This is a genomic window from Shewanella sp. 5S214, from assembly GCF_041439795.1.
Taxonomy (GTDB): domain Bacteria; phylum Pseudomonadota; class Gammaproteobacteria; order Enterobacterales; family Shewanellaceae; genus Shewanella; species Shewanella vesiculosa.
This window is the reverse complement of sequence record NZ_JBGOOV010000022.1, coordinates 21460-43744: the sequence shown is the minus strand read 5'-3', so window position 1 is coordinate 43744 and position 22285 is coordinate 21460. Positions and strand designations below refer to the sequence as shown.

Below are 22285 nucleotides of genomic sequence, written 5' to 3'. Positions count from 1 at the left end.
CTAACAAGCTTTTGTGTCCTTGCAAAGCGCTATCATTTAGCAGAGAGAAAGAGTGAGTAAAAAATGTGCAATATGAGTGTTTTAAATCACTAAATTGGTTTTGTCATAGCGATTTCACAGGCATCGTGGCCAGTTTCGCCTAAATGCTGACAATGACTAAAGCCAAGCTTTTCATACAGGGCCAATGCTTCAACTAATACAGCCGTGGTTTCCAAATACATTGATTGATAGCCTTGCTGTTTAGCAAATTTAATACATTGGCCTGTTATTGCCTTCGCCATACCTTGGCCGCGAATAGTGCGGGCAAAATACATTTTCTGTAATTCACATACCCCATCATTGCCAGGTAACGGGGCTACACCAGCGCCGCCGACCACTTTGCCTTGGTACTCAATCACCCAGTATTGTGAGCCTTGTGCGTCATAAACCTCGCTTAAACAGTCGAGGGTTTTGTCTGCTACGCTAAAGCCTTTATCAGGTGTTAAACCATATTCTGCTGATACTTCACGGATCACTGCGGCTAGGGCAGCATTGTCGTCAGCGTGTAGCGCGCGAATTATGGGAGGCTGCGCGTCGGCACTGATTGCATTTGTTGGGTCATTGTTAGTCATTAAATAATTCCGCATTGATAAAAGGAGCCATTGCCAGCACTAAAGCTTGGGTATAAATGCTTTCTCGGGTGGCTAAACCTCGAGTTAACAAGCCAATCGCGCCACCTTTTTGCTTAATATTATGGGTATTAAATACTCGGTCCATTACTTTGCCCAGTTCTTCACCCGCTTGTAAAGCGTTAAAAATATTCTGTGGTAGCGGTAAGTTGGCGCTGCGACCGACAGATAATTTATCGTTATGAATAATGGCCATATATGCAAAAGTGGCGGGGCCGTGATCAAACTGATCAACCCCACCTTCCATCGCCACATAAAAGTCCGCATTTTGATTGGTGATATGGGCGTTGTCTTGGCAAAACTTAGCTCGATTAATCGCCCCCAATTTAGTTTCTGCTTCGGTCATGGGCTGTTCTGCTACTAATGATGGGGCATGCATGCCATGACAACGGATTTGAGCATCAGGAAAATATAATTTAATCGCCTGTTGTGCTGCACTGATTTTAACTGGGTTGGTTGAACCAACAATAATCTCTAACGTTTGCGGTACTGCAAGTGATATCGGCATAGGGAGAGTTCTTTTTTTTGAGTTAATCGTGATGTTCACGCTAGTGAAATTAACCACATTGTATTGGATTTTCGTGCTTTTTGGTTTGATGGATGAGTGAATTTTATTACAGATAATTGTAAGTCATTGTAAATAATGGTTTTGTCTAGTTGGTATGAAACCTGCTAATTAATGACTAATTGCTGCTAGCCATGCCTGTAACTGTTAACTCTGTTAATCACATTTGTGTAGCGGCCAAGCTTATTTTTATTCTTATAAAAGGAATTAGTCATATGTCTATACGTATCGCAACCATTAGTGTCACGGCCGGACTTATTTTAGGGGCAACAATCTTTGGTGCGTCGCAAAGTGAAGCTGAGTCTGTATTTTCATCATTAAAACCGTCGCTAGTCACTCATGCTGATCTTAATTTGGTACAGCAACAATTGAATCTTGATGCTGGGTCGTTAACTGAGCTAGTAGCCAACACGGGAGCGGGTAAGTTAACGGTTGTTGGCGTAAAAGGTTTAAACGAAGTCGTGGTGCATGCCGATATTTATAGTCCGTCATTAGATCAAGATGATGTTGAAATTAAACTCAGTTTGACCCGCAAAGGTAACCAAGCCTATTTGCTATCAGAAATCCACAGTGATCATGTTATAGGTGAATCACCTTTTATCGATTTATTAGTTAAAGTGCCACCCACACTAGCCCTTAAAATAAATGATGGCTCAGGTGCCATTCAAATAGATGATATCAGTGCCGATATTGATTTAACCGATGGTTCTGGGAGTATTGTCATCAACCGTATTGGTAAATTGATATTAGTTGATGGCTCTGGGTCAATTGATATTACCGATGCTAAAGGCGCTATTAGGTTGCAAGATGGCTCGGGATCTATTCGTATTAGTGATGTTGTTGGCGATGTTGCTATCAATGATGGCTCTGGTTCAATCAAGGTTAATCAAGTATTGGGACAGGTTGAAATTAAAGATGGTTCCGGTAGCATTGATGTTGCTAACGCTAAAGGCTTAACCATACATAATGCCGGTTCTGGCAGTGTTAATTATCATGACATCGGTGGCCCATTGATACTCGACTAATTCGCCCTTAATATTTAATTGAGATGAGCGTAGATAAGGTTTTTAGCTCAAGATATTCACATTAACGCTAATCAAACCGGCTCAGGTGCATTTTTGTTTTAACGCCAAGTTTAATCATGGCATCATGTCGCTTCGATATGAGTCAATTAGCATTAGATAAGTAAGAGTTCATCATGGCAAAGAAGTTTTATGTAGTATGGGCCGGCCGAGAAACGGGCATTTTTACCAGCTGGGATGTCACTAAGCGTGCAGTGGATAAATATCCACAAGCCAAATACAAATCCTTTGCCACCGAAGCTGAAGCCAAAACTGCGTTTGCTCAATCACCGGCAAACAGTATTGGTAAGAGTGCACCCGCTAAAAAAGCGGCAGGCTCAGCAACAGTGACATCTGCTGGATCTGTATCAACCAAAACTCAAGGTGCCAATCAAGCAGTGTTAAGCCAATTTGATGTGGTCATTTATACCGACGGCGGTTGTGAACCTAACCCAGGTAAAGCCGGGTCGGGAATGGCGATATATCGCAAAGGCGAGTTAGCCGAGTTATGGTTTGGTTTATATAATCCAAACGGTACCAATAATACCGCTGAACTGAATGCGTTACACCAAGCATTAATTGTCGCTAAAAAGGTGATAGCTGCGGGTGAAACTGTGCAAATTATGAGTGACTCACAGTATTCAATTAAATGTGTTTGTGAGTGGGCATATGGTTGGAAAGCTAAAAACTGGACGCGAAAAACCGGTGAAATAGCGAACCTTGAGATTATCAAGCAAGCACATGAGCTATATGATGCAATGAAAGCGGATTTGGTATTACAGCATGTTGCTGCCCATATTGGCATTGAAGGGAATGAGTTGGCAGACAGAATGTCGATCCATGCTATCGATCAAAAACATAAAAGCTTTAGCCAATATCCTGCGCCAATGGATATCAGCAAGATTCTAGGGTTACGCACTGGTTAGCGATTGTCGCGATAATCTCTCAATAACAGCGGTTTATTGAAACCAAAAAAAACAAAAAAGCCGGATAATTCCGGCTTTTTGCATTTATCTTATGATCTCTCAGCGTTACTTAGTATTTTCTTCGTACATTAAGTAATGGCTTTGCTGCATACCCAGTGACTCATAGGTTTTTTGAGCAATCTCATTGTCATGTTCAACATATAGGCGGAAGCTCGCTGTGCCGCCATTTTCTGCCGCTAAGTCTTTTACTGCTTGATACAGTTTGGCGTAAATACCCTGACGACGATTTTGCGGGCGTATATAGACGCTTTGGATCCAGTAATAATTACTTGCGCGCCAGTCGCTCCACTCGTAAGTGACCATCAAAGAACCAGTTATTTCACCATCAACTTCAGCGACTAAATATACTCCGCGCTCTGGATGGTTCAGCAAGCCTTCAACCCCGCGGGTTAATTGCTCTGTGTCTAATGAAAGGTTTTCGGTTTCCATTGCCATAGCTTGATTAAACTGAACTAGAGCTTGTAGGTCGGCATGTTGGCCTATTCTTATTGTCATGAATTTCTCGTTTTTATAGGATGTTCTGTGGATATCATACCTTTCCACTTAATAAATGTATTGGCCTGTTGCGTCAGTAAATGTGTACGCCAATAACGGGTGACATAATATCTAGCGCATGTTTACAGCGTCAATGCTTGAGTGTGGTATCGTCGAGATCTCTCTGCATTAGCCCTAGGTTTCAACCCTTAATATAAACATTCAACTATTGTTCAATCCGCTTGATAGCATGTTTACAGGCCGGTAATAAAACAGCTGAATTAATTTTGTGCAACATGAGATTGTCCATAATATAAAAAGATAGCGACATTGGCATGTTGAAAAATAATCCACTTAAGCTGTTCATGGGACCATTTTTACGTGTGTTAATACTCATAATGTACGGCGACACGCCAGTCTATGCATGGATTAGGGCTGATTTATTTAAGATTGTCCACTAACGTATAATTGAAATTATTGTGACGATGCAGTAATGTGACGCCACGACAATTTAGATGAATGTCACAAACTGCATAAATTGATGGAGATAATTATGAAAGTTGCTGTATTAGGTGCTGCTGGTGGTATCGGCCAGGCGCTAGCTTTACTGTTAAAAACTCAACTGCCTGCGGGCTCAAAGTTGTCTCTGTATGACATCGCACCTGTTACTCCTGGTGTTGCGGTAGACTTAAGTCACATCCCAACAGACGTAGAAGTAAAAGGTTTTGCTGGTCAAGACCCAACAGATGCATTGGTTGGTGCTGATGTCGTATTAATGTCTGCTGGTGTTGCGCGTAAACCAGGCATGGATCGTTCTGATCTATTCAATATCAACGCAGGTATTGTACGTAACCTAATGGAAAAAGTGGCAGTAACTTGTCCTAAAGCATTAGTGGGTATTATTACTAACCCAGTTAACACTACCGTTGCGATTGCTGCTGAAGTATTAAAGAATGCCGGTGTTTATGATAAAAACCGTTTATTCGGTATCACAACACTTGACGTTATCCGTAGCGAAACCTTCATTGCTGAGCTTAAAGGCTTAAATGTTGCTGACGTTAAAGTTAACGTTATTGGCGGACACAGCGGTGTGACCATTCTTCCATTACTTTCTCAAGTTGAAGGCGTGACTTTCACTGACGAAGAAGTGGCAGCAATGACGACTCGCATTCAAAACGCAGGTACTGAAGTTGTTGAAGCTAAAGCCGGTGGCGGTAGCGCAACATTATCAATGGGCCAAGCGGCATGTCGCTTTGGTTTATCATTGGTACGTGGTCTTCAAGGTGAAGCTAACGTTGTTGAATGTGCCTATGTTGACGGCGGCAGTGAGCACGCTACATTCTTCGCCCAGCCAATTTTACTTGGCAAGAATGGCGTAGAAAAAGTATTACCTTACGGTGAAATCAGTGCATTTGAAGCTAACGCTCGTGATGCAATGTTAGATACCCTTAAAGGTGATATCAAATTAGGCGTTGAATTTGTTAAGTAATTAACACTCTCAATGATCTAAAAACGCGAAGCCAAGGCTTCGCGTTTTTTTTATTTAACATGACTAGTATCGCAATTAATTTAGCCTTTATTTCCAGCATCCCGCCGTGTCAACCTATGTGAATTTCCCGCGCTATCATCCCAATCCATGACGACATATTCGCCCCAAATGCCCTATGTGGATCTAAAGTGCCATTGCTGTTTGCAGTAAAATTGAGCAAGTTATGGTTATGTTAAATTTGGAAACCGCTGAAATGAGCAATAAACCATACAGCTTAATTAAATCCGTGCTTTTACTGTGGTGGATTTTTTTAATCCAACCTATTCAAGCTAATGAAACACCTTATCTTCCACTAACCGATTTTGGTGATAATCCTGGTGCGTTAACCAGCTTTTATCTTCCGCTAACGGAAGACCTAGATACCTCTGATAGCGCTAATTCGTCGTTAATTGTGTTACTTCATGGTTGTATTCAAGATGGTGTCGAACTGGCTAACAAGAGTGGATTAACCGCTTTAGCATTAGAGCATCATTTTGCGGTATTAGTGCCACAACAAAGTTATGACAATAACGTAAAACGGTGTTTTAACTGGTTTGCTAGTCAAGATACACAACTCGATAGCGGTGAAATACTGTCAATAAAAAACATGATCTTAGCCACTCAAGCAAAGCTTGGGATAAAGCATGTCTACGTGATTGGGTTATCCGCGGGTGGGGCTATGGCCAGTGCAGCATTGGTCAATTACCCTGATCTATTTCAACGCGGTGCTGTCATTGCTGGGTTGCCATATCCATGTGCTGATAATTTAATTAAAGCGATATCGTGCATGAAGCGTGGCCCGGCTCAGTCTGCCGAAGAGTTAGCTCAATTTGCTCAAGCCATACACCCACAGCAAAAAAGTTGGCCTTCACTGTCCATTTGGACCGGTGACAGTGACACTGTCGTCGACGCGAATAATGCGCAGATGCTTGCTTCTCAATGGCAAATATTGACTCAATCTGGCGCCAAACCAGAAGTCAATACTCAGTCTGGCTACAGTATTTCGCGCTGGAAAGACCCTCAAAATAACACAGTAATAGAGCTAGTCACTCTTAAAAATTTCGGCCATGGAATTGCCGTTAATCCAGATATTAAAAATGGCGGAGTAGAAAGTGACTTTCTACTCAAAGCACCAATAAGTAGTGTCACTGAGATAATTAAGCTTTGGGGGCTTTAATCAAGGTCTTCACATAACTTTTTGTTTTTAATATGTAATACCAGGTTTATTTTCAACACCTATAGACCAAAGCACATACTACTATAGTACCGATTCAATGCACTTGAAAATACTATAAAGTCAATATGTGAACAGTTTGTTGTAAACCAAAATAAGCAGTAAAAACCATTAATAATAAATATTACAACGGGGATCTGTATGAAACAGAATACTATTAAAATGAGTTGTATTGCCCTAGCAATTTCGTCTGCGTTAACCGCTTCGTTTGCCAATGCCGCAGATGCAGAAAATAGCAGCGCTGATAAGCCCGCAGTTTTAGAACGCATTGAAGTAACCGCACGTAAAACAGTTGAAAGTTTACAAAATGTGCCTGTTGCAGTGACGTCTGTCAGTGAAAAAGAGCTGTCAGAAAACGGCATCAGTGTGATGACTGAAGTGCAACAATTCTCTCCCAACACGACATTACAATCTAGCCGAGGCACTAACTCTACGCTAACCGCGTTTATTCGCGGCGTGGGCCAAGAAGATCCGCTATGGGGTTATGAGCCAGGTGTGGGGATATACATAGATGATGTCTACATTGCACGCCCACAAGGCGCGGTATTAGACATTCTTGATGTGCAACGCATTGAAGTGCTGCGCGGGCCACAAGGTACCTTATACGGCAAAAATACTATCGGTGGAGCGATTAAATACGTTACGAAGAAAATGACTGGTGACGGAGAGTTGAGCCTTAAAGGTACTGTCGGCACCTATGGCCAAAAGGATGTTAAAGTTGCAGGACAATTACCGCTTATCGATGACAAACTCTATGTTGGTTTTGCCTTTGCTAGCTTAAATCGCGATGGTTTTGGTGAATTTAAAACTTCTGCATTAGATGGTCAAGACACTGAAAACTATAATAAGGATGTTATGGCCGGTCGCTTAAGCGTTGAATATACGCCTACCGATGACCTGTTTATGCGTTTTACTTATGACAAAACTCAAGATGAATCAAATTCAAAGGGGGGCTACCGCCTACTGCCTAGTTTATTAACCGATGCCCCAGTGCCAGACAGTAAATATGATTCTTATACCAGTATGCCTACTTGGAATAAGGTCGAAACAGAAGGGTGGGGAGCAACAATTGAGTATAACCTCAATGAAAATTGGAGTGTAAAGTCTGTCACTGCTAAACGTGAAGGTTACTCACCAACAAACATCGACTTTGATAACACCAGTTTACGTATTTTTGATGTGCCCGCCATTTATGAAGATGAACAATTTAGCCAAGAGTTTCAAGCAAACTATGTTGGTGACAATCTTACGTTAGTCTCTGGCCTTTACTATTTTAAAGGTGATTCCTGTGGACTTTTCGATGCTATTTTAGAAGAAGCCTTTAAAGCATTCGGCGGCCTTACTCGTGAGATTAGTGGGTGTAATAATAGCGAAAGTTATGCCGCTTACGTGCAAGGTTCTTATGACTTTACTGAAAAATTATCGATGACATTAGGCGGTCGTTATACTCGAGAAACGAAAGACGCTACGGTTTATAACGGCGTTATATTTGACAGTATTTATCCTGAAACCGGTTGGTATCCTGGGTTTGTGCGTGATGAAGCGTTAATTGAAGCGCAAGTCCCTAAAGTGCTTGATGATGAAGAAACATGGTCTAAATTCAATCCTCGTGTGGGTTTAGAATATCAAGTTAACGACGACATGATGCTCTTTACCAGTTATTCACAGGGATTCAAATCGGGCACATTCAATCCTAGGGCGACCGGCGCTGAACCTGCTGTTGAACCTGAAACCGTCGACTCATATGAAGTGGGTATCAAGAGTGAGTGGAATGATAATCTTCGCGTCAATGCAACGCTATTTTATCTCAACCACAAAGACCGACAATTCGTCTCCGTGTTACCTGGTGAAGATAGTTCAGACCTAAATCAGCGTTTAGGTAACATAGGTAAGTCTACCGCCAGCGGACTGGAGCTTGAAGTTGAATATGCTGCAACAGATTCACTTAACTTGTTCGCCAATCTGGGCTTAATAGATGCTACGTTCGATGAAGTAATTTCTTATGATGAACTTGGCAACAAAATTGATATCAGTGACACTTACACTATTACTAATACGCCAGATACCACTGCAAACCTTGGTTTCAGCTATAATATTGAAGCTGATATTGGCAGCTTTATCATTAATGGTAATTACTATTACCGTGGTGATTATGACTTAGCGGTAGTGGATAACTTACTGAGTCAAGATGGATACGGGTTACTCAACTTTGGTGTCAATTGGTATAGTAATGACGGCCATTGGAATGCTGGATTGCATTGGAAAAACGTCACTGACGAGGAGTATTTAGTCGGTAACTACGCTTTTGTGACGCCGACAGGCAACGGAGATTTTACTCCAGGGCTTGGTGGGGATAATACTTTAATTGGCTATTATGGCGATCCAGAAACGATTTCGTTAACGGTTGGCTACCAGTTCTAAGCATTAATGAATCAATTGTCTATTAAAGGATAGCCGGCTCCCTATAGAACCGGTTATTCTTTTTTATAGAGAATGAAGTTTGCGCGATTTAAAAAATAATAAACAAAACCCGCGCAATTTTTTAGGAGCCGAGTATGTCTCAAATAAAAGTGGCAATTGCAGATGATCACCCGCTATTTCGTGCAGCCTTAACACAAGCGGTGCTTAAAAATTTCAATGATGCTGAAGTGTTAGAGGCGGAAAACTTCCAAGAGCTAATCAGCATAGTGGAACAGCATTCCGACATCGAAATTATCTTTATCGATTTGCACATGCCCGGAAACGATGGATTTACAGGATTAACCTTATTACAAAATCATTTCCCCGATATTGTCGTTATTATGGTGTCGTCTGACGATCAACCAGAAATCATTCGCAAAGCCATCAATTTTGGCGCCAGTGCTTTTATTCCCAAGTCTGCTAATTTAACCCAAATATCGACCGCCATAGCCACAGTGCTTGAAGGAGATATTTGGTTACCAGAACACACTAATATCACTGCCGATCAGCATACAGCTGCTGAGCATCAACGCTTAGCGAAACAACTCGCCCAGTTAACTCCTCAGCAATACACTGTGCTTGCTAATATTGCTAATGGTCGCTTAAACAAGCAAATAGCCTATGACTTAAACATTAAAGAAACCACGGTTAAAAAGCATGTCTCGGCTATTTTGCTAAAGCTTGAGGTGTACAACCGCACTCAGGCAGGACTGGTGTTCCAACAACTCATGATAACGTCCAGCGAAAACCAGCAGCTAAATGCTTAATATCATGCTGATATTGTCAAATACCAACATAAAAAAACGCCTCAATTTGAGGCGTTTTTTAGCTAAGCGGCATCTACAATGACAGGATCTAATCAACCGACTTTAAACATGTCGTGAGCATTATGCTGTCGATACAATTTCATCAATACAATGTCATCAAGTCTATGTCATCAATTCTATGTCATCAATCTAAGGCATAAGTTGTTTAATAATCCGTTTTAAGGCAATCGCCTTAAGCGGTTTGCGTACAAAACTAAATTGAGCGCTGCTAGTATGTTGTCTAACTGCTTCTGAAGGGTCTGCAGAGCAAATAACACAGGTGGTTTGCTTGTTAATGCTATCGGTATGCTGAGCTAATAAGTACTGCACCAAATCAACGCCATTTTTATCATCTTCTAAGTGATAATCTGCAATAATTAATTTTGGCTGTGGATTATCGGCCAGCTGCTGTATTGCACTGGGTTGATCTTTAGCGGTAATCACATGGCATCCCCAGCCACTGAGTAATGAAGAAATCGCTTTCAACATAAGGTCATCATTGTCGATAACCAGTACAGTCATATTTAGGTTGTCGCGACTGATCTCCTCTTCGGCAATGTCTAATAAATGCACCGGCTTTTTCTGCTGCGATACTCGCGGTATTTCAACGCTAAAGCAAGTCCCTTTTCCCACTTCTGAATGCAGTGATATTTTAACATTGAGTAATTTGGCGATACGGTCACATATCGCCAAACCTAGGCCTAATCCCGGCATTTCACGAGTCAGCTCTAAGCGTTCAAACTCACAAAAAATGGCTTGGCGCTTATCAACAGGGATCCCCGGACCATTGTCCCAAACTTGTATTAACAAGGCGTTCTCAGTCCGCCGCACACCTAATAACACCTTAGGCACAAACTCGCTGTGCTTACGGATATTTTTTGTTTTATGGTGTGGTTTAGCATCATCTGGCATGACTTGATGATGCGTTTTACCTGAAGGTGAATAATGAAATGCATTCGACAAAAAGTTCTGAATAATACGCCGTAATAGCCTTTGATCGCTGTGTACAAAGCAGGAAGAGACTTGATAGTTAAAATCTATACCTTGTTGCACCGATAATGCTTTAAATTCATTAACCAGTGTGGACAGTAAATCATCAATGGCAAATTGGCTTTTTTCGGTTTTTAACGAATTACTGTCTAAGCGTGAAATCTCAACTAGATCCGATAGCAAACTTTCAACTACGTTTAGAGAATCTTCAATATTAGTTGCTAAATCATGCAGTTCAGTCGACTTAACTCTTTGTTTTAACATCTCAGTAAACAAGGTTAATGCGTTAAAAGGTTGCATTAAATCGTGGCTTGCTGCGGCTAAAAAGCGGGTTTTACTGCTATTGGCCGCTTCGGCTTCTGCTTTGGCTTTTTCCAGTTCCTTGGTGCGGCTTTCTACCCGTTTTTCTAATGTTTCATTCGCCAGCTGTAAGGCTTTTTCTGCTTCAATATGCGCGGTAATATCCGTGAAAGTACTCACAAATCCACCGCCAGGCATGGCTTGACCGCGAATTTCTAATACTTTTCCATCGAGCATAGTTCGCTGGAAATGATGCGGGCTACCCCCGCGCATATGCTCTAAGCGCTTTTCGATGAGTTCCTGGGCTTCGTTACCCACGATAATGCCTCTGTCGATGTTAAATCGAATCAGCTGTTCAACATGAAGCCCCGCTTTGACAAAGTGTTTAGGGTAATTAAGCAGTTCAATATAGCGTTGATTCCATGCAACTAAGCGCATATCAGCATCGACAACGCTAATGCCTTGCTCAATATTTTCAACGCCAGATTGCAGTAGTTCACGGTTAAACTCAAATATTTGGCTGGCTTCATCGACAATGCTCACCACATCTTCTAAGGGAACATGTTGGGTGCGAGATGCGGCGCTCATTACCATGCGTGTTGAGGCAGAACCGAGCACCCCAGACAGTTTCAAACGCGTGTAATCAACTAGCTGTTGCTGTTGATCTTTACCAGCGAGTTTTTTGGATTCGGCGAGCAGGGCATCAGCTTCATCTTTATTAATAAACCGATTTAACAAACTGGCTAAATCATCTACAGACAAGTGACGCTCTGACTGAACGGGTTTTCGATTAACAAATAAATCGGCTTGCAGCACCTCGCCAATGCTTTGCTCTTTAACCAGTGAAATGATCACAAAGCAGCCGATGTTAGCCGCTAAACTGTAAAACACCCCGTGGCTGATGTTGTCTAAATCCGTTAAGCCAAACAATGCTGTTGGTGTTAACCAAGTGATACCAAATAAGCCAAGGTTAACCCATTGAGCATCAGGGAACGTAACTGGCAAGAGTAGGGTATAGAGCCAAACAATACTGCCCATAATTAACCCCACAAATGCGCCTTGAGTGGTTGCATTGCGCCAATACAAGGCGCCAACTGCGGCTGGTGCAAACTGCGATAACAATACAAACGATAGTAAGCCGATACTGGCTAAATGATTTTGCTGATTAATAAAACGTTCAAATGCAAAGGCTGATAGCAAGATGACTGCGATAGATATGCGCCTTAAATTTAATAACATTCCCGCCAGTTGTGGGGTTTTTTGCTGGGAATTAAACTTCGGTAGACGTAATAATAATGGCGTGAGGATTTCTGTCGAAATCATGGTGCTTAGCACAATAGCGGCCACAATAACCATTGCCGTTGCGGCGGCAAGTCCACCGATATACACCAATATGCCTAACCAAGCTTGCTGATAAAATAGCGGCAGTGTGAGTACATAGGTATCGGCGCCCACGCTACCACCGGGGAAGCTAAGCTGCCCAGCCAAGGCGATAGGTAATACAAAAATATTGATCAGTAACAGATATAGCGGCACCATCCAACGAGCGGATTTAAGCTCCTGGTGATGATTATTTTCTATCATCATCATGTGGAATTCTTGCGGCAATGCATAGATAGTAATCGCGCCTAAAATCACCTGAGAAATAACAAGGTAAGTAGAGTCTGCATGGGTGGTTTCAGTAATATTTTGGCTTTGGCTGAGTAGGTCGCTAAAGCCATCGAAAACATAAAACGTGGCAAATATACCGACAGCGGTAAGGGCAAACAATTTCACGATAGAGCTAAACGCGATCGCCAGAACTAAGCCTTGGTTATGTTTACTGGCCGATAATTGACGTGTGCCGAATAAAATACTGAAAATAATTAATACGATAGTGACCACAAATGCGGTACTAATGCCCGACTGGAATGTGCCTGTCAGTAAGTCGAAACTGGTACTGATAGCCCTTAACTGCAAGGCGATATAAGGAATCGTTCCTAGCAGTGACACTATGGCTACGCTGGCAGCAATTTTAGGTGAACGGTCAAAACGGCAAGCAATAAAGTCAGCAATTGAGGTCAGGTTTTGGCTTTTAATTATTTGCAAAGTGCGCATTAACATTGGCCAAGCAAGCACTAAACAAATGATCGAACCAATGTAAATGGGAGCAAGCCAAGCCCCTGTCGTTGCTGCTTGACCCACAGTGCCATAAAATGCCCATGAGGTGCAGCACACGCCTAAGGATAGGCTATAGACCCATGGCTTCTGGCTTAACTTTTTTATGGCGCGATTTTGTCCCCACTGCGCCACCACAAAAAGCATTGCAAGATAAGCAATCGAAATGGAACTGATCAACCAAGTGTCAATAGATAACCAAGCCTGCAAGTGATTCCCCAATCATTTTTTCTTATATGTTAGCGAAACTACACTAGACGTCCTGTTTGATAAAGATTTTTAATATCGCGGTGAACTAAGGTAGTACTTATTTATCCATACCCATCAGATAACATGATTAACCTACATTTGTGTCATTGAAGGTTTACATTACGCCTATGAAAATAACCCATAGATATTTGGTCGAAGGTCTGGTTTTTACGAGTTATGTTCTCTTTGCCATGGCATGGGTTGGCGGCACCGCGAGTATGGGCAGCATCATGGCATCGATGCACATAGATAGTTTAGCTTCAGCAAGTTTTATCAGTGGTGCCGTCACTTTGGCTAAAATAGTCGGCACCTTTAGCGCCGCTTATGTGGCAGTAAAGTTTGGTATAAAGTATGCCTTTTTACTCGCGGCGCTATTAATTGTCGTCGGTATAGTGACTCCTTTTGCGACCAATTATGAATTACTGCTGGTGAGCCGCTTTTTGATGGGCTTAGGCGGAGCCTTTATGATTGTGTACTTTAACCCCATTGTGATGCTGTGGTTTGCACCAGAAGATCGCCCAGTCATTAATGGTCTAAATGCGGTGGCATTTAACGTCGGCACAGCGATTATTTTATGGGGCATGACAGGTATTAACGCTATTACGGGCAGTTGGCAAAGCAGTTTAGTGTTATTTTCTGCCGCTAGCCTGATATTAGCCATACTCTGGTTACTGGTTAAGTTTGATACTCCAGCAGCCACTGTTCATGCAGCAGGTGCAGAGCCCGCAATATACGGTTACCTTGAGGGATTAAAAGATCAATTTAATTGGGCTTATGCGTTTACTTATTCAGGATTATTGTCGTTTTACATCTGCTTATTTACTTTCTATCCTCAAGCGGGAATAAGTCAAAGCAAATGGGTGATTGGTTTTGGGATTGTCGGCACGATTGCGGGGATGCTTTATAGTCGCAAAAATCCGTTACGCCTGCCGATTATTCGCTGGAGTGGCTTGATTATTGTTATCACCGTTTTGGGTTTATCCTTTAGTACTCAGCCTTGGTTACAGGTTTTATGTGCCATAGTCTTGGGCTTTTTTATCTTTTTCCCCGTGACAGCTTTAGTGTCCATCCCTCACGAACTGCCTATGATGACCGGCCAAAAAATCACCGTGGTGTTTAGCCTATTTTGGTCAATCAGTTATCTGGTTTCTACTATCGTGTTGTGGGTATTTGGTAAGCTGGTTGATTTAAGCGATGGCAGTTATTTTGGCTCATTTGTGATGATTACCATACTCAGCGGCACTGTGTTTGTGGGCAGTTATTTTCTACCAGAAACAGGCAAACCAAAGGAGTTAATCTAATGCGAGGAACCGTTTCCCCTAAGCTGACTGATTTTCTAGCGTTAGCTAACAGCAATATTGCCTTGGCTAAACAAAATAATGTCCAATTTACCCCAGCGATATTACGCGAAAATCTCAATAAACTTGGCGCACTAATGAGTGACTCTCCCTCAGTGAGCTATATTGCCGACAAGGCGTTTACGTTAACCGACCGAGCTATTCCAGTCAGAGTGTATAGCCCTGCACCAGAGCAGCCTTTGCCTGTGTTGGTGCACTTTCATGGTGGCGGTCATATGTGTGGCAGTGTGGCGCTGTACGATCCGATTTGCCGTCATCTAGCCAGTATTGTGCAGTGCGTGGTGATATCGGTTGAATACCGACTCGCGCCTGAATTCCCATACCCTGCAGGGCTTGATGACTGTGAATATGCACTGATCCATTATGCCGAGTTACTCGATGATGTTAACCATCAAGACTCAGTCACCATTATTGGTGACAGTGCTGGTGGTGCTATTTGCACTAGCTTAAGCATGAAAAGTCTAAAAGATAAACAGATTAAGATAGACCAACAAATTTTGATCTATCCCAGCGTCGATTACACATTAAGCAGCCCATCACTTGATAGTAATGGCACCGGCTTCTTACTCGAAACGCCTCGTATAAAGTGGTATTTTGAGCAGTATTTTCAACTGTCCGAATCATTGTCAAAGCAACAGATCGAGCAAGTTAAACAGGCTTCACCTTTGCTTGGTCCCATTAACGCTTACTTACCGAAAACACTGATTTTTACCGCAGGTTGCGATCCGCTTAGGGATGAGGGCATAGCGTATGCTAATGCGTTAACTACTGCGGGTGTGGAGGTTGGGCACCATGCGTTCGACGGCATGATCCATGCCTATATGTTGCTGCACGACTTAGTCAAAGAGGAATGTATGGCAACCTATCAACACATAGCTGCGTTTATGGCCAAGGCCTAATTGATCTCATATTAGTCTGTTAACTGCACCATTATCTTGGCTAGTGGCTCAGTTGGCCAAGTCTTCTCTGCTAATAAAAACAACCCGCATTCACAGACAGTGAATGCGGGTTGACGTGATTATATAAGGCTAAACCGAATGCTAATAGTTAAAGCTAAGGTTAGTTAAGCTTATTGCGCCGTCCAGGCACCGTCCATCGGCAGCGCAGATCCTGTAATGCCTCTTGCTGCACCACCACAAAGAAATAAAACAAACTCGCCAATTTGTCTAGGAGCTAACATTTCTGGTAATGGCTGTTTTGAGGTTACCAGTTGGTATTTAGCCTCGTCATAACTCAAGCTTTTATCGTTTGCAATGCTGTCAATTTGTTTACCGATAAGCGGGGTATCAACCCAACCAGGGCAAATTGCATTAACGGTAATACCTTGTTCGGCACATTCAATCGCGACCACTTTTGTTAAGCCCACAATCCCATGCTTTGCCGCGCAATAAGCCACTTTATTTGCTGAGGCGACTAAACCATGCACTGAGGCAATATTGATGATCCGGCCCCAGCCTTTTTCAGCCATAGCAGGGATAACTTGTTGAATAGTATGAAAAGCAGCAGACAAGTTAATCGCAATGATGTCATTCCACTTTTCTATCGGAAAATGAGCCACATCTTGTGTATGCTGAATGCCGGCGTTGTTCACTAAAATATCAATACTGCCTAGGGCATTAACCGCATTGTCGATAAACTCATGTATGCAGTTAGCCTCTCTTAAGTCAGCATTGCTAAAAAAGGTGTTGATTTGGTATTGTGCCCGAAACTCAGCAGCTAAAGTTTGCCCTTCATCATGATCCATCAGGCCATGCAATACGATATGGCAACCTTGCTCAGCCAGCACATGTGCAGTCGCTAGACCAATACCGCTAGTTGAGCCAGTAATAAGCGCCACTTTGCCTTGTAGTCCTGTTTGTAACGTCGACATAATATCGGTTTCCTCAATTCAATAGCGGCAATGACAGCATATGTGATCGCCCATAGTGTAATGTTTCATAGCAAAGTGATGTCAACGACATGGTTTCACTACAATCCGAGTCAGTACTCTCAGAATAAAGCAATTACAGCACTATTTATTTGGCACCTTAGTACCATAGGGAAACGTCATTTATTACAGATGGTGGGTTAATCGTGTTGATGACAGTTTGCTTATTGACAGCAGAAGTTGTTGAACACTGGCCATGAGCAAGAGGCTAACCGACTCCTTAATGAGTCCGCTAGCAACTCATTTACCAACTAATCTGTTGCCCTTGCCAATCCAAGTAACTGGCTTCACCGTCTGGCTCAATATTGGCCATAATGTGATACAACTGGCTGGCGACAAACTCTGGGGTAAATAATTTACCTTGAGGTACATTGGCTTGAAAAGGTTTTGATAATGGTGTGTCAGTGGTGCCTGGATGAAACGCAATTAACTTAACTCGCTTAAGTCGTCTTGCATATTCTACGGCTGTGGTTTTAATCAGCATGTTTAACGCCGCTTTTGAGGCGCGATAACCATACCAGCCACCCAAACGATTGTCAGAAATACTGCCGACCCGAGCACTCAATATACTGATCACACACTTATTGTCAGCGTCTACCTTATGACGGGCTTGCGATAATAGCGGCGTCAATGCACTCAGCCACAGCATGGGCACAATGCTGTTGGCATAAAATAATTGCTCTAGGGCATTAGCATTAATATCTTCAATGCGTTTTTCTGGCATCAAGCTAGGTTGTTGAGCCTGAATTTGCACGTCAGCTGTTTGTGAATGCAAAATACCATTACACATCACAATGCGACTGATTTTGCCTGCGACCTTGCCGATACTGTTAACACAATCAATAATCGATGCTTGCTGGTAATTACAATAAAAATGCTGGTGGGTAATCTTGTTACTTAGATTGGCTAATGTCAGCTCGGATTGCCTGCTAACAGTAATAACATTTAAGGCTAAATCATCAGTTTGTTCTGCCTTGTCAGCAAGCCCCTTCAAAGCAGCAGCAATGGCATGGTCGATAAAGGCTTGGGCGATAGCCGATGATGCCCCAATAACTACCAAGGTCTGTGTTGAAGTTGACTCACTCATAGCTAATCTCATACCTTATTTTTCATAAATGAAGCGCTTATTTAACCTTACAATTGCCATTATCACAGCGCTTTTGGCCGGTGAGTAAATAAGATATCCGGTAGCGATTGCGGGCAAAAGCTAAATAAGCAATATCGGCAAGCGGTTTTATCAATGGCAAGCGCAACAGTTTTATCCAACCATGTTTACCGGTTAGGCCCCATGCTTTGGCCGTAACATCTAAACCATAAAGCCAGCTGCCATCAGCCTGCAATCCGTGTAATACGGTATTAGCATGTGCCACGTCTAAATCAGGAAAACGATCATTAATATCATCGGCATTAATATCTTCAAGCTTGATGCGATCTAAGCTATCGTAACGCTTCAACTGCTTCATTTCATTGAGGCAAAGCGGGCAAGTGCCATCGTAAAAAACCGTCAGTTCCATCATTAACCTCGTTTGAACTAAAGTGTATATAAATCATTGTACGCACAATAGGCCCAGCTAGTTTACCTTTATGTTCTCACCTTAATGCAACAGGCGGTTCAACCGATCAAAATCAATATTTATGATCTTTTTATTGCACCCTCGCGTATCTATTCAAAACAATTCACAAGGGCTAAATAATGCCATTAAGCCAAGCCATTATTAAGGTCACCAATTTACGTTTACGCACTTTTATTGGTTTTAACCAAGACGAGCGCGAAAAACAGCAAGATGTGGTGATCAACATTGAGATCCATTACCCAGCCGATCGATCGTTTCAAACCGACGACGTTGCCGATGCGCTAAACTACAAAATCATCACCAAAAAAGTGATTCAGCATGTAGAAGAAGGGCGTTTCTTGTTACTGGAAAAATTGGTTGCTGACGTGTTAGATATTTGCCGTGAACACCCAACTGTTACTTTAGCTCGGGTCACTATTGATAAGCCGCATGCATTGCGATTCGCAGATTCTGTATCGTTATCTTTAGAGTATCAAGCATAACCCAATATTAAGGATGTTATTATGACGACCATTAATGACATAACCCGTGCAGAGTTGTCTGCAGAAGCATTAAAAGTACAACAAGCGTTAGTTGCTCACGGACTGGAAACCCCTTTGGTACCGAGTGACATGACTAGCGAGCAAAAGTATCAGCGTATTAAAGGTTTAATGACTGAGGTTGTGTCTACTTTAGGGCTCGATTTAACCGACGACAGTTTGGCGGAAACGCCGCATCGCATTGCTAAAATGTACGTCAACGAGATTTTTTCAGGTCTTGATTATGCTAACTTCCCTAAAATCACCCAAATTGATAATAAAATGGGTGTTGAAGAGATGGTTAAGATCAGTAACATCAGTGTGGTCAGTACCTGTGAGCATCACTTTATTACTATCGACGGGCTTGCCAAGGTGGCCTATATCCCCAAAGACAACATTATCGGTCTATCGAAAATTAACCGTATCGTGCGTTTTTTTGCGCAGCGTCCTCAAGTTCAAGAGCGCTTAACTCAGCAAATTTTAGTGGCTTTGCAAACCTTGCTTGCCACCGAAGATGTCGCCGTGAGCATTAATGCCACCCATTATTGCGTAAAATCTCGTGGCATCATGGATACCTCATCAAGCACTCAAACCACTGCACTTGGTGGCTGCTTTAAAGCCAACCCAGCTAGCCGCGCTGAATTTTTAGCTTAGTAAACCGCGGTATCATCATGATTGAATGACTCCCATTAGCGGAGTCATTTTTTTATAATTTAACCGACTATCTTTTGTCATTATTAGTCGGTAGGGTAAATGTTTCATTATCCATTACTTTGAGATAACCATCTAATTTTGCTTATGATAAAGTCACACGTTATCAGAGCGACAACCAATAAAGGCAACATTATGGAACGAACAATACTGATCACTGGCGTAGGTAAGCGTATTGGCTATGCACTGGCTAAGTATTATTTGGCTCAAGGTCATCATGTTATTGGCACTTATCGCACTCACTACGACAGTATTGAACAGTTGGGTAAGTTAGGCGCGAGTTTACATTCATGCGATTTAACCGATGCAGGCGCCATTGATGGCTTAATTAGCCACATCAATCAGCATCACGATCGCCTCGATACCATTATTCATAATGCATCCGACTGGTTGCCCGACAACAGTGGTTTAAGCCCGAGTGACACCATGGCGAGAATGATGCAAATTCACGTCACTGCGCCTTATCAAATCAACCTTGCTTTAGCGCCATTGCTTATTAGCGCGGCTAAAATCAATCACGACAGTATTGGTGCCAGTAACATTATTCATATTACCGATTATGTTGCCGAAAAGGGCAGTAAAAAGCACATTGCTTATGCTGCCAGTAAAGCTGCACTGCATAATATGACACTGTCATTTGCCAGCTTGTTAGCACCGCACGTTAAAGTGAACTCTATTGCCCCAGCGATGATCTTATTTAACGACCATGACGATGATGCTTATAAAGTAAAAGCGTTAGCCAAAGCGATTTTGCCAAAAGAAGCGGGTAATGATGAAATCATCGCCTTAATCGATTATTTGCATGCGAGTCATTATGTTACGGGTCGCAGTTATGCGGTTGATGGCGGCAGACAATTAAAATAGCCAGTCAACAGCATCATTAAAAAGTGTGAAGCGATAATTTAATATAGACTTCTAGATGGCTAATTGCTAGTGTGGATATCAGTGCAATATCACACAGCCTATTACCTGAAGGAAGTTACTATGACTGCAGCAAACATGAAACTGGAATCACTGGCATTACATTATGGTTACGAGTCAGAAGCAACCACTAAAGCTGCTGCAGTGCCGATTTACCAAACCACCTCGTACACCTTTGACGATACCCAACACGGGGCGGATCTATTCGACTTAAAAGTCGCCGGTAATATTTACACCCGTATAATGAACCCCACAACCAGTGTACTGGAACAGCGCTTAGCGGCGATAGAAGGCGGCATTGGTGCACTGGCTGTAGCTTCTGGCATGGCGGCCATTACTTATGCTATTCAAGCGTTAACTCAAGTAGGCGACAATATTGTCAGTACTAGCCAATTGTATGGCGGTACTTATAACTTATTTGCGCATACATTACCGCGCCAAGGCGTTGAAGTGCGTATGGCAGCCTTTGATGATTTCGATGGCCTCGATGCGTTAATTGATGACAACACTAAAGCATTATTTTGTGAATCAATTGGTAACCCTGCCGGCAATATTGTCGATTTACAGCGTTTGGCCGATATTGCTCACAAACATGGGGTGCCGTTAATTGTCGATAATACTGTGGCCACGCCAGTGTTGTGCCGCGCATTTGATCATGGCGCCGACATTGTCATTCACTCATTAACTAAATACATTGGCGGCCACGGCACCACTATTGGTGGGGTAATTATCGACTCGGGTAAATTTGATTGGGTCGCCAATAAAAAACGCTTTGCGATACTTAATCAGCCTGATCCGTCTTATCACGGCGTAGTTTATACCGACGCCTTTGGCCCCGCGGCATTTATTGGTCGCTGTCGAGTTGTGCCACTGCGCAATACTGGCGCAGCATTGTCGCCACACAGTTCATTTTTATTACTACAAGGTTTAGAAACCCTAAGTTTACGCATGGAACGTCACTGCAGTAATGCGCTCACACTAGCGGAATACTTGCAGCAACACCCAAGCATTAGTTGGGTAAACTATGCCGCATTACCTGACAGCCCACACCATGCAACTTGCCAAAAAATCACTGGCGGTAAAGCCTCTGGTATCATTAGTTTTGGCATTAAAGCCGCCAATGCTGAAGCGGGTAAAGTGGCTGGTGGTAAGTTTATTGATGCATTGCAAATGGTGCTTCGTTTGGTCAATATCGGTGACGCTAAATCGCTGGCTTGTCACCCAGCCAGTACCACTCATCGCCAACTGAGCGGCGCAGAGTTAGCTAAAGCTGGTGTATCAGAAGACTTAGTGCGGATATCTGTGGGTATTGAGCACATAGACGACATCATCGCCGATGTTAGCCAAGCATTAGAGAAAGCAATTGTGTAAGCCTATTTTTACCTAAGCAATATAATGAAAAAAGCCCCATCAATAGCGTTTATTGATGGGGCTTTTTCTATTCTGTTATGTTTAATTCCTACCTTCTACAAAGTCTAGTTGGTATATAAGAGGAACCTGCAGTATCAAGGTGTCTGCGTCCAAAGTGTCCGAAATAGCATGATGAAAATGCCGTAGTGACATCATGGCCTTTATCAAACATGCCTGTGTTTTAAGGCATGTAAACTTCTGTTTTGCAGATATGTAACAGGCTCGGGGGCATGGTCGTTTTTTGACATCCATGTCATCACGACATTCGTCAGTCTATTCACATCAGATGTACCATCTGAGTCGTTAGGTGATTTTTATTATGCTATGAGGACTAACATTTTGCCGGAGCTGGCGGGGAGATCTAAGAGGGGAAGCAGTTTTCCCCTCC

The 22285-nt window shown here is 42.6% G+C and carries 19 protein-coding genes; 12 read left to right on the top strand and 7 right to left on the bottom strand.

What is annotated here, in order from left to right; translation table 11 throughout:
• Positions 1 to 89 precede the first annotated feature (89 nt).
• Both ACED29_RS14795 and yjjX read right to left on the bottom strand, forming a co-directional pair.
• A complete protein-coding gene (locus ACED29_RS14795; RefSeq protein ID WP_371697972.1) occupies positions 90 to 611 on the bottom strand; it encodes a GNAT family N-acetyltransferase in 522 nt (173 codons plus the stop codon).
• A complete protein-coding gene (gene yjjX / locus ACED29_RS14790) occupies positions 604 to 1176 on the bottom strand; it encodes an inosine/xanthosine triphosphatase (protein WP_124015444.1) in 573 nt (190 codons plus the stop codon). Before yjjX ends, ACED29_RS14795 begins: the two co-directional genes overlap by 8 nt.
• Positions 1177 to 1448: 272 nt before the next feature.
• Here yjjX and ACED29_RS14785 point away from each other — a divergent pair, with 272 nt between their 5' ends.
• A complete protein-coding gene (locus ACED29_RS14785) occupies positions 1449 to 2258 on the top strand; it encodes a hypothetical protein (protein WP_371697971.1) in 810 nt (269 codons plus the stop codon).
• A 173-nt stretch (positions 2259 to 2431) separates the two neighbouring features.
• Positions 2432 to 3220 (top strand): ribonuclease H family protein, encoded by a 789-nt coding sequence (locus ACED29_RS14780; protein WP_273058205.1) that lies wholly within the window; start codon positions 2432 to 2434, stop codon positions 3218 to 3220.
• Between the two features lie 105 nt (positions 3221 to 3325).
• Here the strand turns inward: ACED29_RS14780 and ACED29_RS14775 are convergent, their stop codons facing one another.
• Positions 3326 to 3775: a GNAT family N-acetyltransferase gene (locus ACED29_RS14775; protein WP_182697576.1), complete on the bottom strand. Its 450-nt coding sequence runs from the start codon at positions 3773 to 3775 to the stop codon at positions 3326 to 3328.
• Positions 3776 to 4307: 532 nt separating this feature from the next.
• Here ACED29_RS14775 and mdh point away from each other — a divergent pair.
• The 4 genes from mdh (at position 4308) to ACED29_RS14755 (ending at position 9743) form a co-directional block, all read left to right on the top strand.
• Positions 4308 to 5243, top strand: coding sequence for a malate dehydrogenase (mdh, locus tag ACED29_RS14770; protein ID WP_011638612.1), 936 nt, complete (start codon positions 4308 to 4310; stop codon positions 5241 to 5243).
• 253 nt (positions 5244 to 5496) lie between these two features.
• Positions 5497 to 6459: a PHB depolymerase family esterase gene (locus tag ACED29_RS14765; RefSeq protein WP_347689623.1), complete on the top strand. Its 963-nt coding sequence runs from the start codon at positions 5497 to 5499 to the stop codon at positions 6457 to 6459.
• Between the two features lie 198 nt (positions 6460 to 6657).
• On the top strand, positions 6658 to 8937 hold the full coding sequence (locus ACED29_RS14760) for a TonB-dependent receptor (protein WP_124015450.1): 2280 nt from the start codon (positions 6658 to 6660) through the stop codon (positions 8935 to 8937).
• Positions 8938 to 9071: 134 nt separating this feature from the next.
• Positions 9072 to 9743, top strand: a complete 672-nt coding sequence (locus ACED29_RS14755) for a response regulator transcription factor (protein ID WP_182697574.1) — start codon at positions 9072 to 9074, stop codon at positions 9741 to 9743.
• 189 nt (positions 9744 to 9932) lie between these two features.
• Here the strand turns inward: ACED29_RS14755 and ACED29_RS14750 are convergent, their stop codons facing one another.
• Entirely contained in the window at positions 9933 to 13439 is a 3507-nt protein-coding gene (locus ACED29_RS14750; protein WP_371697970.1) for a PAS-domain containing protein, read from the bottom strand.
• A 167-nt stretch (positions 13440 to 13606) separates the two neighbouring features.
• Here ACED29_RS14750 and ACED29_RS14745 point away from each other — a divergent pair, with 167 nt between their 5' ends.
• Together ACED29_RS14745 and ACED29_RS14740 are read left to right on the top strand one after the other, a co-directional pair.
• On the top strand, positions 13607 to 14779 hold the full coding sequence (locus tag ACED29_RS14745) for an MFS transporter (protein ID WP_182755164.1): 1173 nt from the start codon (positions 13607 to 13609) through the stop codon (positions 14777 to 14779).
• Positions 14779 to 15735 (top strand): alpha/beta hydrolase, encoded by a 957-nt coding sequence (locus ACED29_RS14740; protein WP_371697969.1) that lies wholly within the window; start codon positions 14779 to 14781, stop codon positions 15733 to 15735. Before ACED29_RS14745 ends, ACED29_RS14740 begins: the two co-directional genes overlap by 1 nt.
• Before the next feature lie 170 nt (positions 15736 to 15905).
• On the opposite strand, the gene ACED29_RS14735 is transcribed toward ACED29_RS14740, so the two are convergent.
• From ACED29_RS14735 to ACED29_RS14725, 3 genes are all read right to left on the bottom strand, one after another.
• Entirely contained in the window at positions 15906 to 16706 is an 801-nt protein-coding gene (locus ACED29_RS14735) for a 3-hydroxybutyrate dehydrogenase (protein ID WP_371697968.1), read from the bottom strand.
• A gap of 301 nt (positions 16707 to 17007) precedes the next feature.
• Entirely contained in the window at positions 17008 to 17850 is an 843-nt protein-coding gene (locus ACED29_RS14730) for an SDR family NAD(P)-dependent oxidoreductase (RefSeq protein ID WP_371697967.1), read from the bottom strand.
• A 37-nt stretch (positions 17851 to 17887) separates the two neighbouring features.
• Positions 17888 to 18277, bottom strand: a complete 390-nt coding sequence (locus ACED29_RS14725) for a thiol-disulfide oxidoreductase DCC family protein (protein ID WP_124015690.1) — start codon at positions 18275 to 18277, stop codon at positions 17888 to 17890.
• Positions 18278 to 18456: 179 nt separating this feature from the next.
• Here ACED29_RS14725 and folX point away from each other — a divergent pair, with 179 nt between their 5' ends.
• From folX to ACED29_RS14705, 4 genes are all read left to right on the top strand, one after another.
• Positions 18457 to 18819, top strand: coding sequence for a dihydroneopterin triphosphate 2'-epimerase (folX, locus tag ACED29_RS14720; RefSeq protein WP_124015457.1), 363 nt, complete (start codon positions 18457 to 18459; stop codon positions 18817 to 18819).
• A 21-nt stretch (positions 18820 to 18840) separates the two neighbouring features.
• Complete coding sequence (gene folE / locus ACED29_RS14715; RefSeq protein ID WP_124015458.1) at positions 18841 to 19509, top strand: GTP cyclohydrolase I FolE; 669 nt, start codon at positions 18841 to 18843, stop codon at positions 19507 to 19509.
• 192 nt (positions 19510 to 19701) lie between these two features.
• On the top strand, positions 19702 to 20430 hold the full coding sequence (gene folM, locus ACED29_RS14710) for a dihydromonapterin reductase (protein ID WP_124015459.1): 729 nt from the start codon (positions 19702 to 19704) through the stop codon (positions 20428 to 20430).
• Between the two features lie 135 nt (positions 20431 to 20565).
• Complete coding sequence (locus tag ACED29_RS14705; RefSeq protein ID WP_182722729.1) at positions 20566 to 21858, top strand: O-acetylhomoserine aminocarboxypropyltransferase/cysteine synthase family protein; 1293 nt, start codon at positions 20566 to 20568, stop codon at positions 21856 to 21858.
• Positions 21859 to 22285 lie beyond the last annotated feature (427 nt).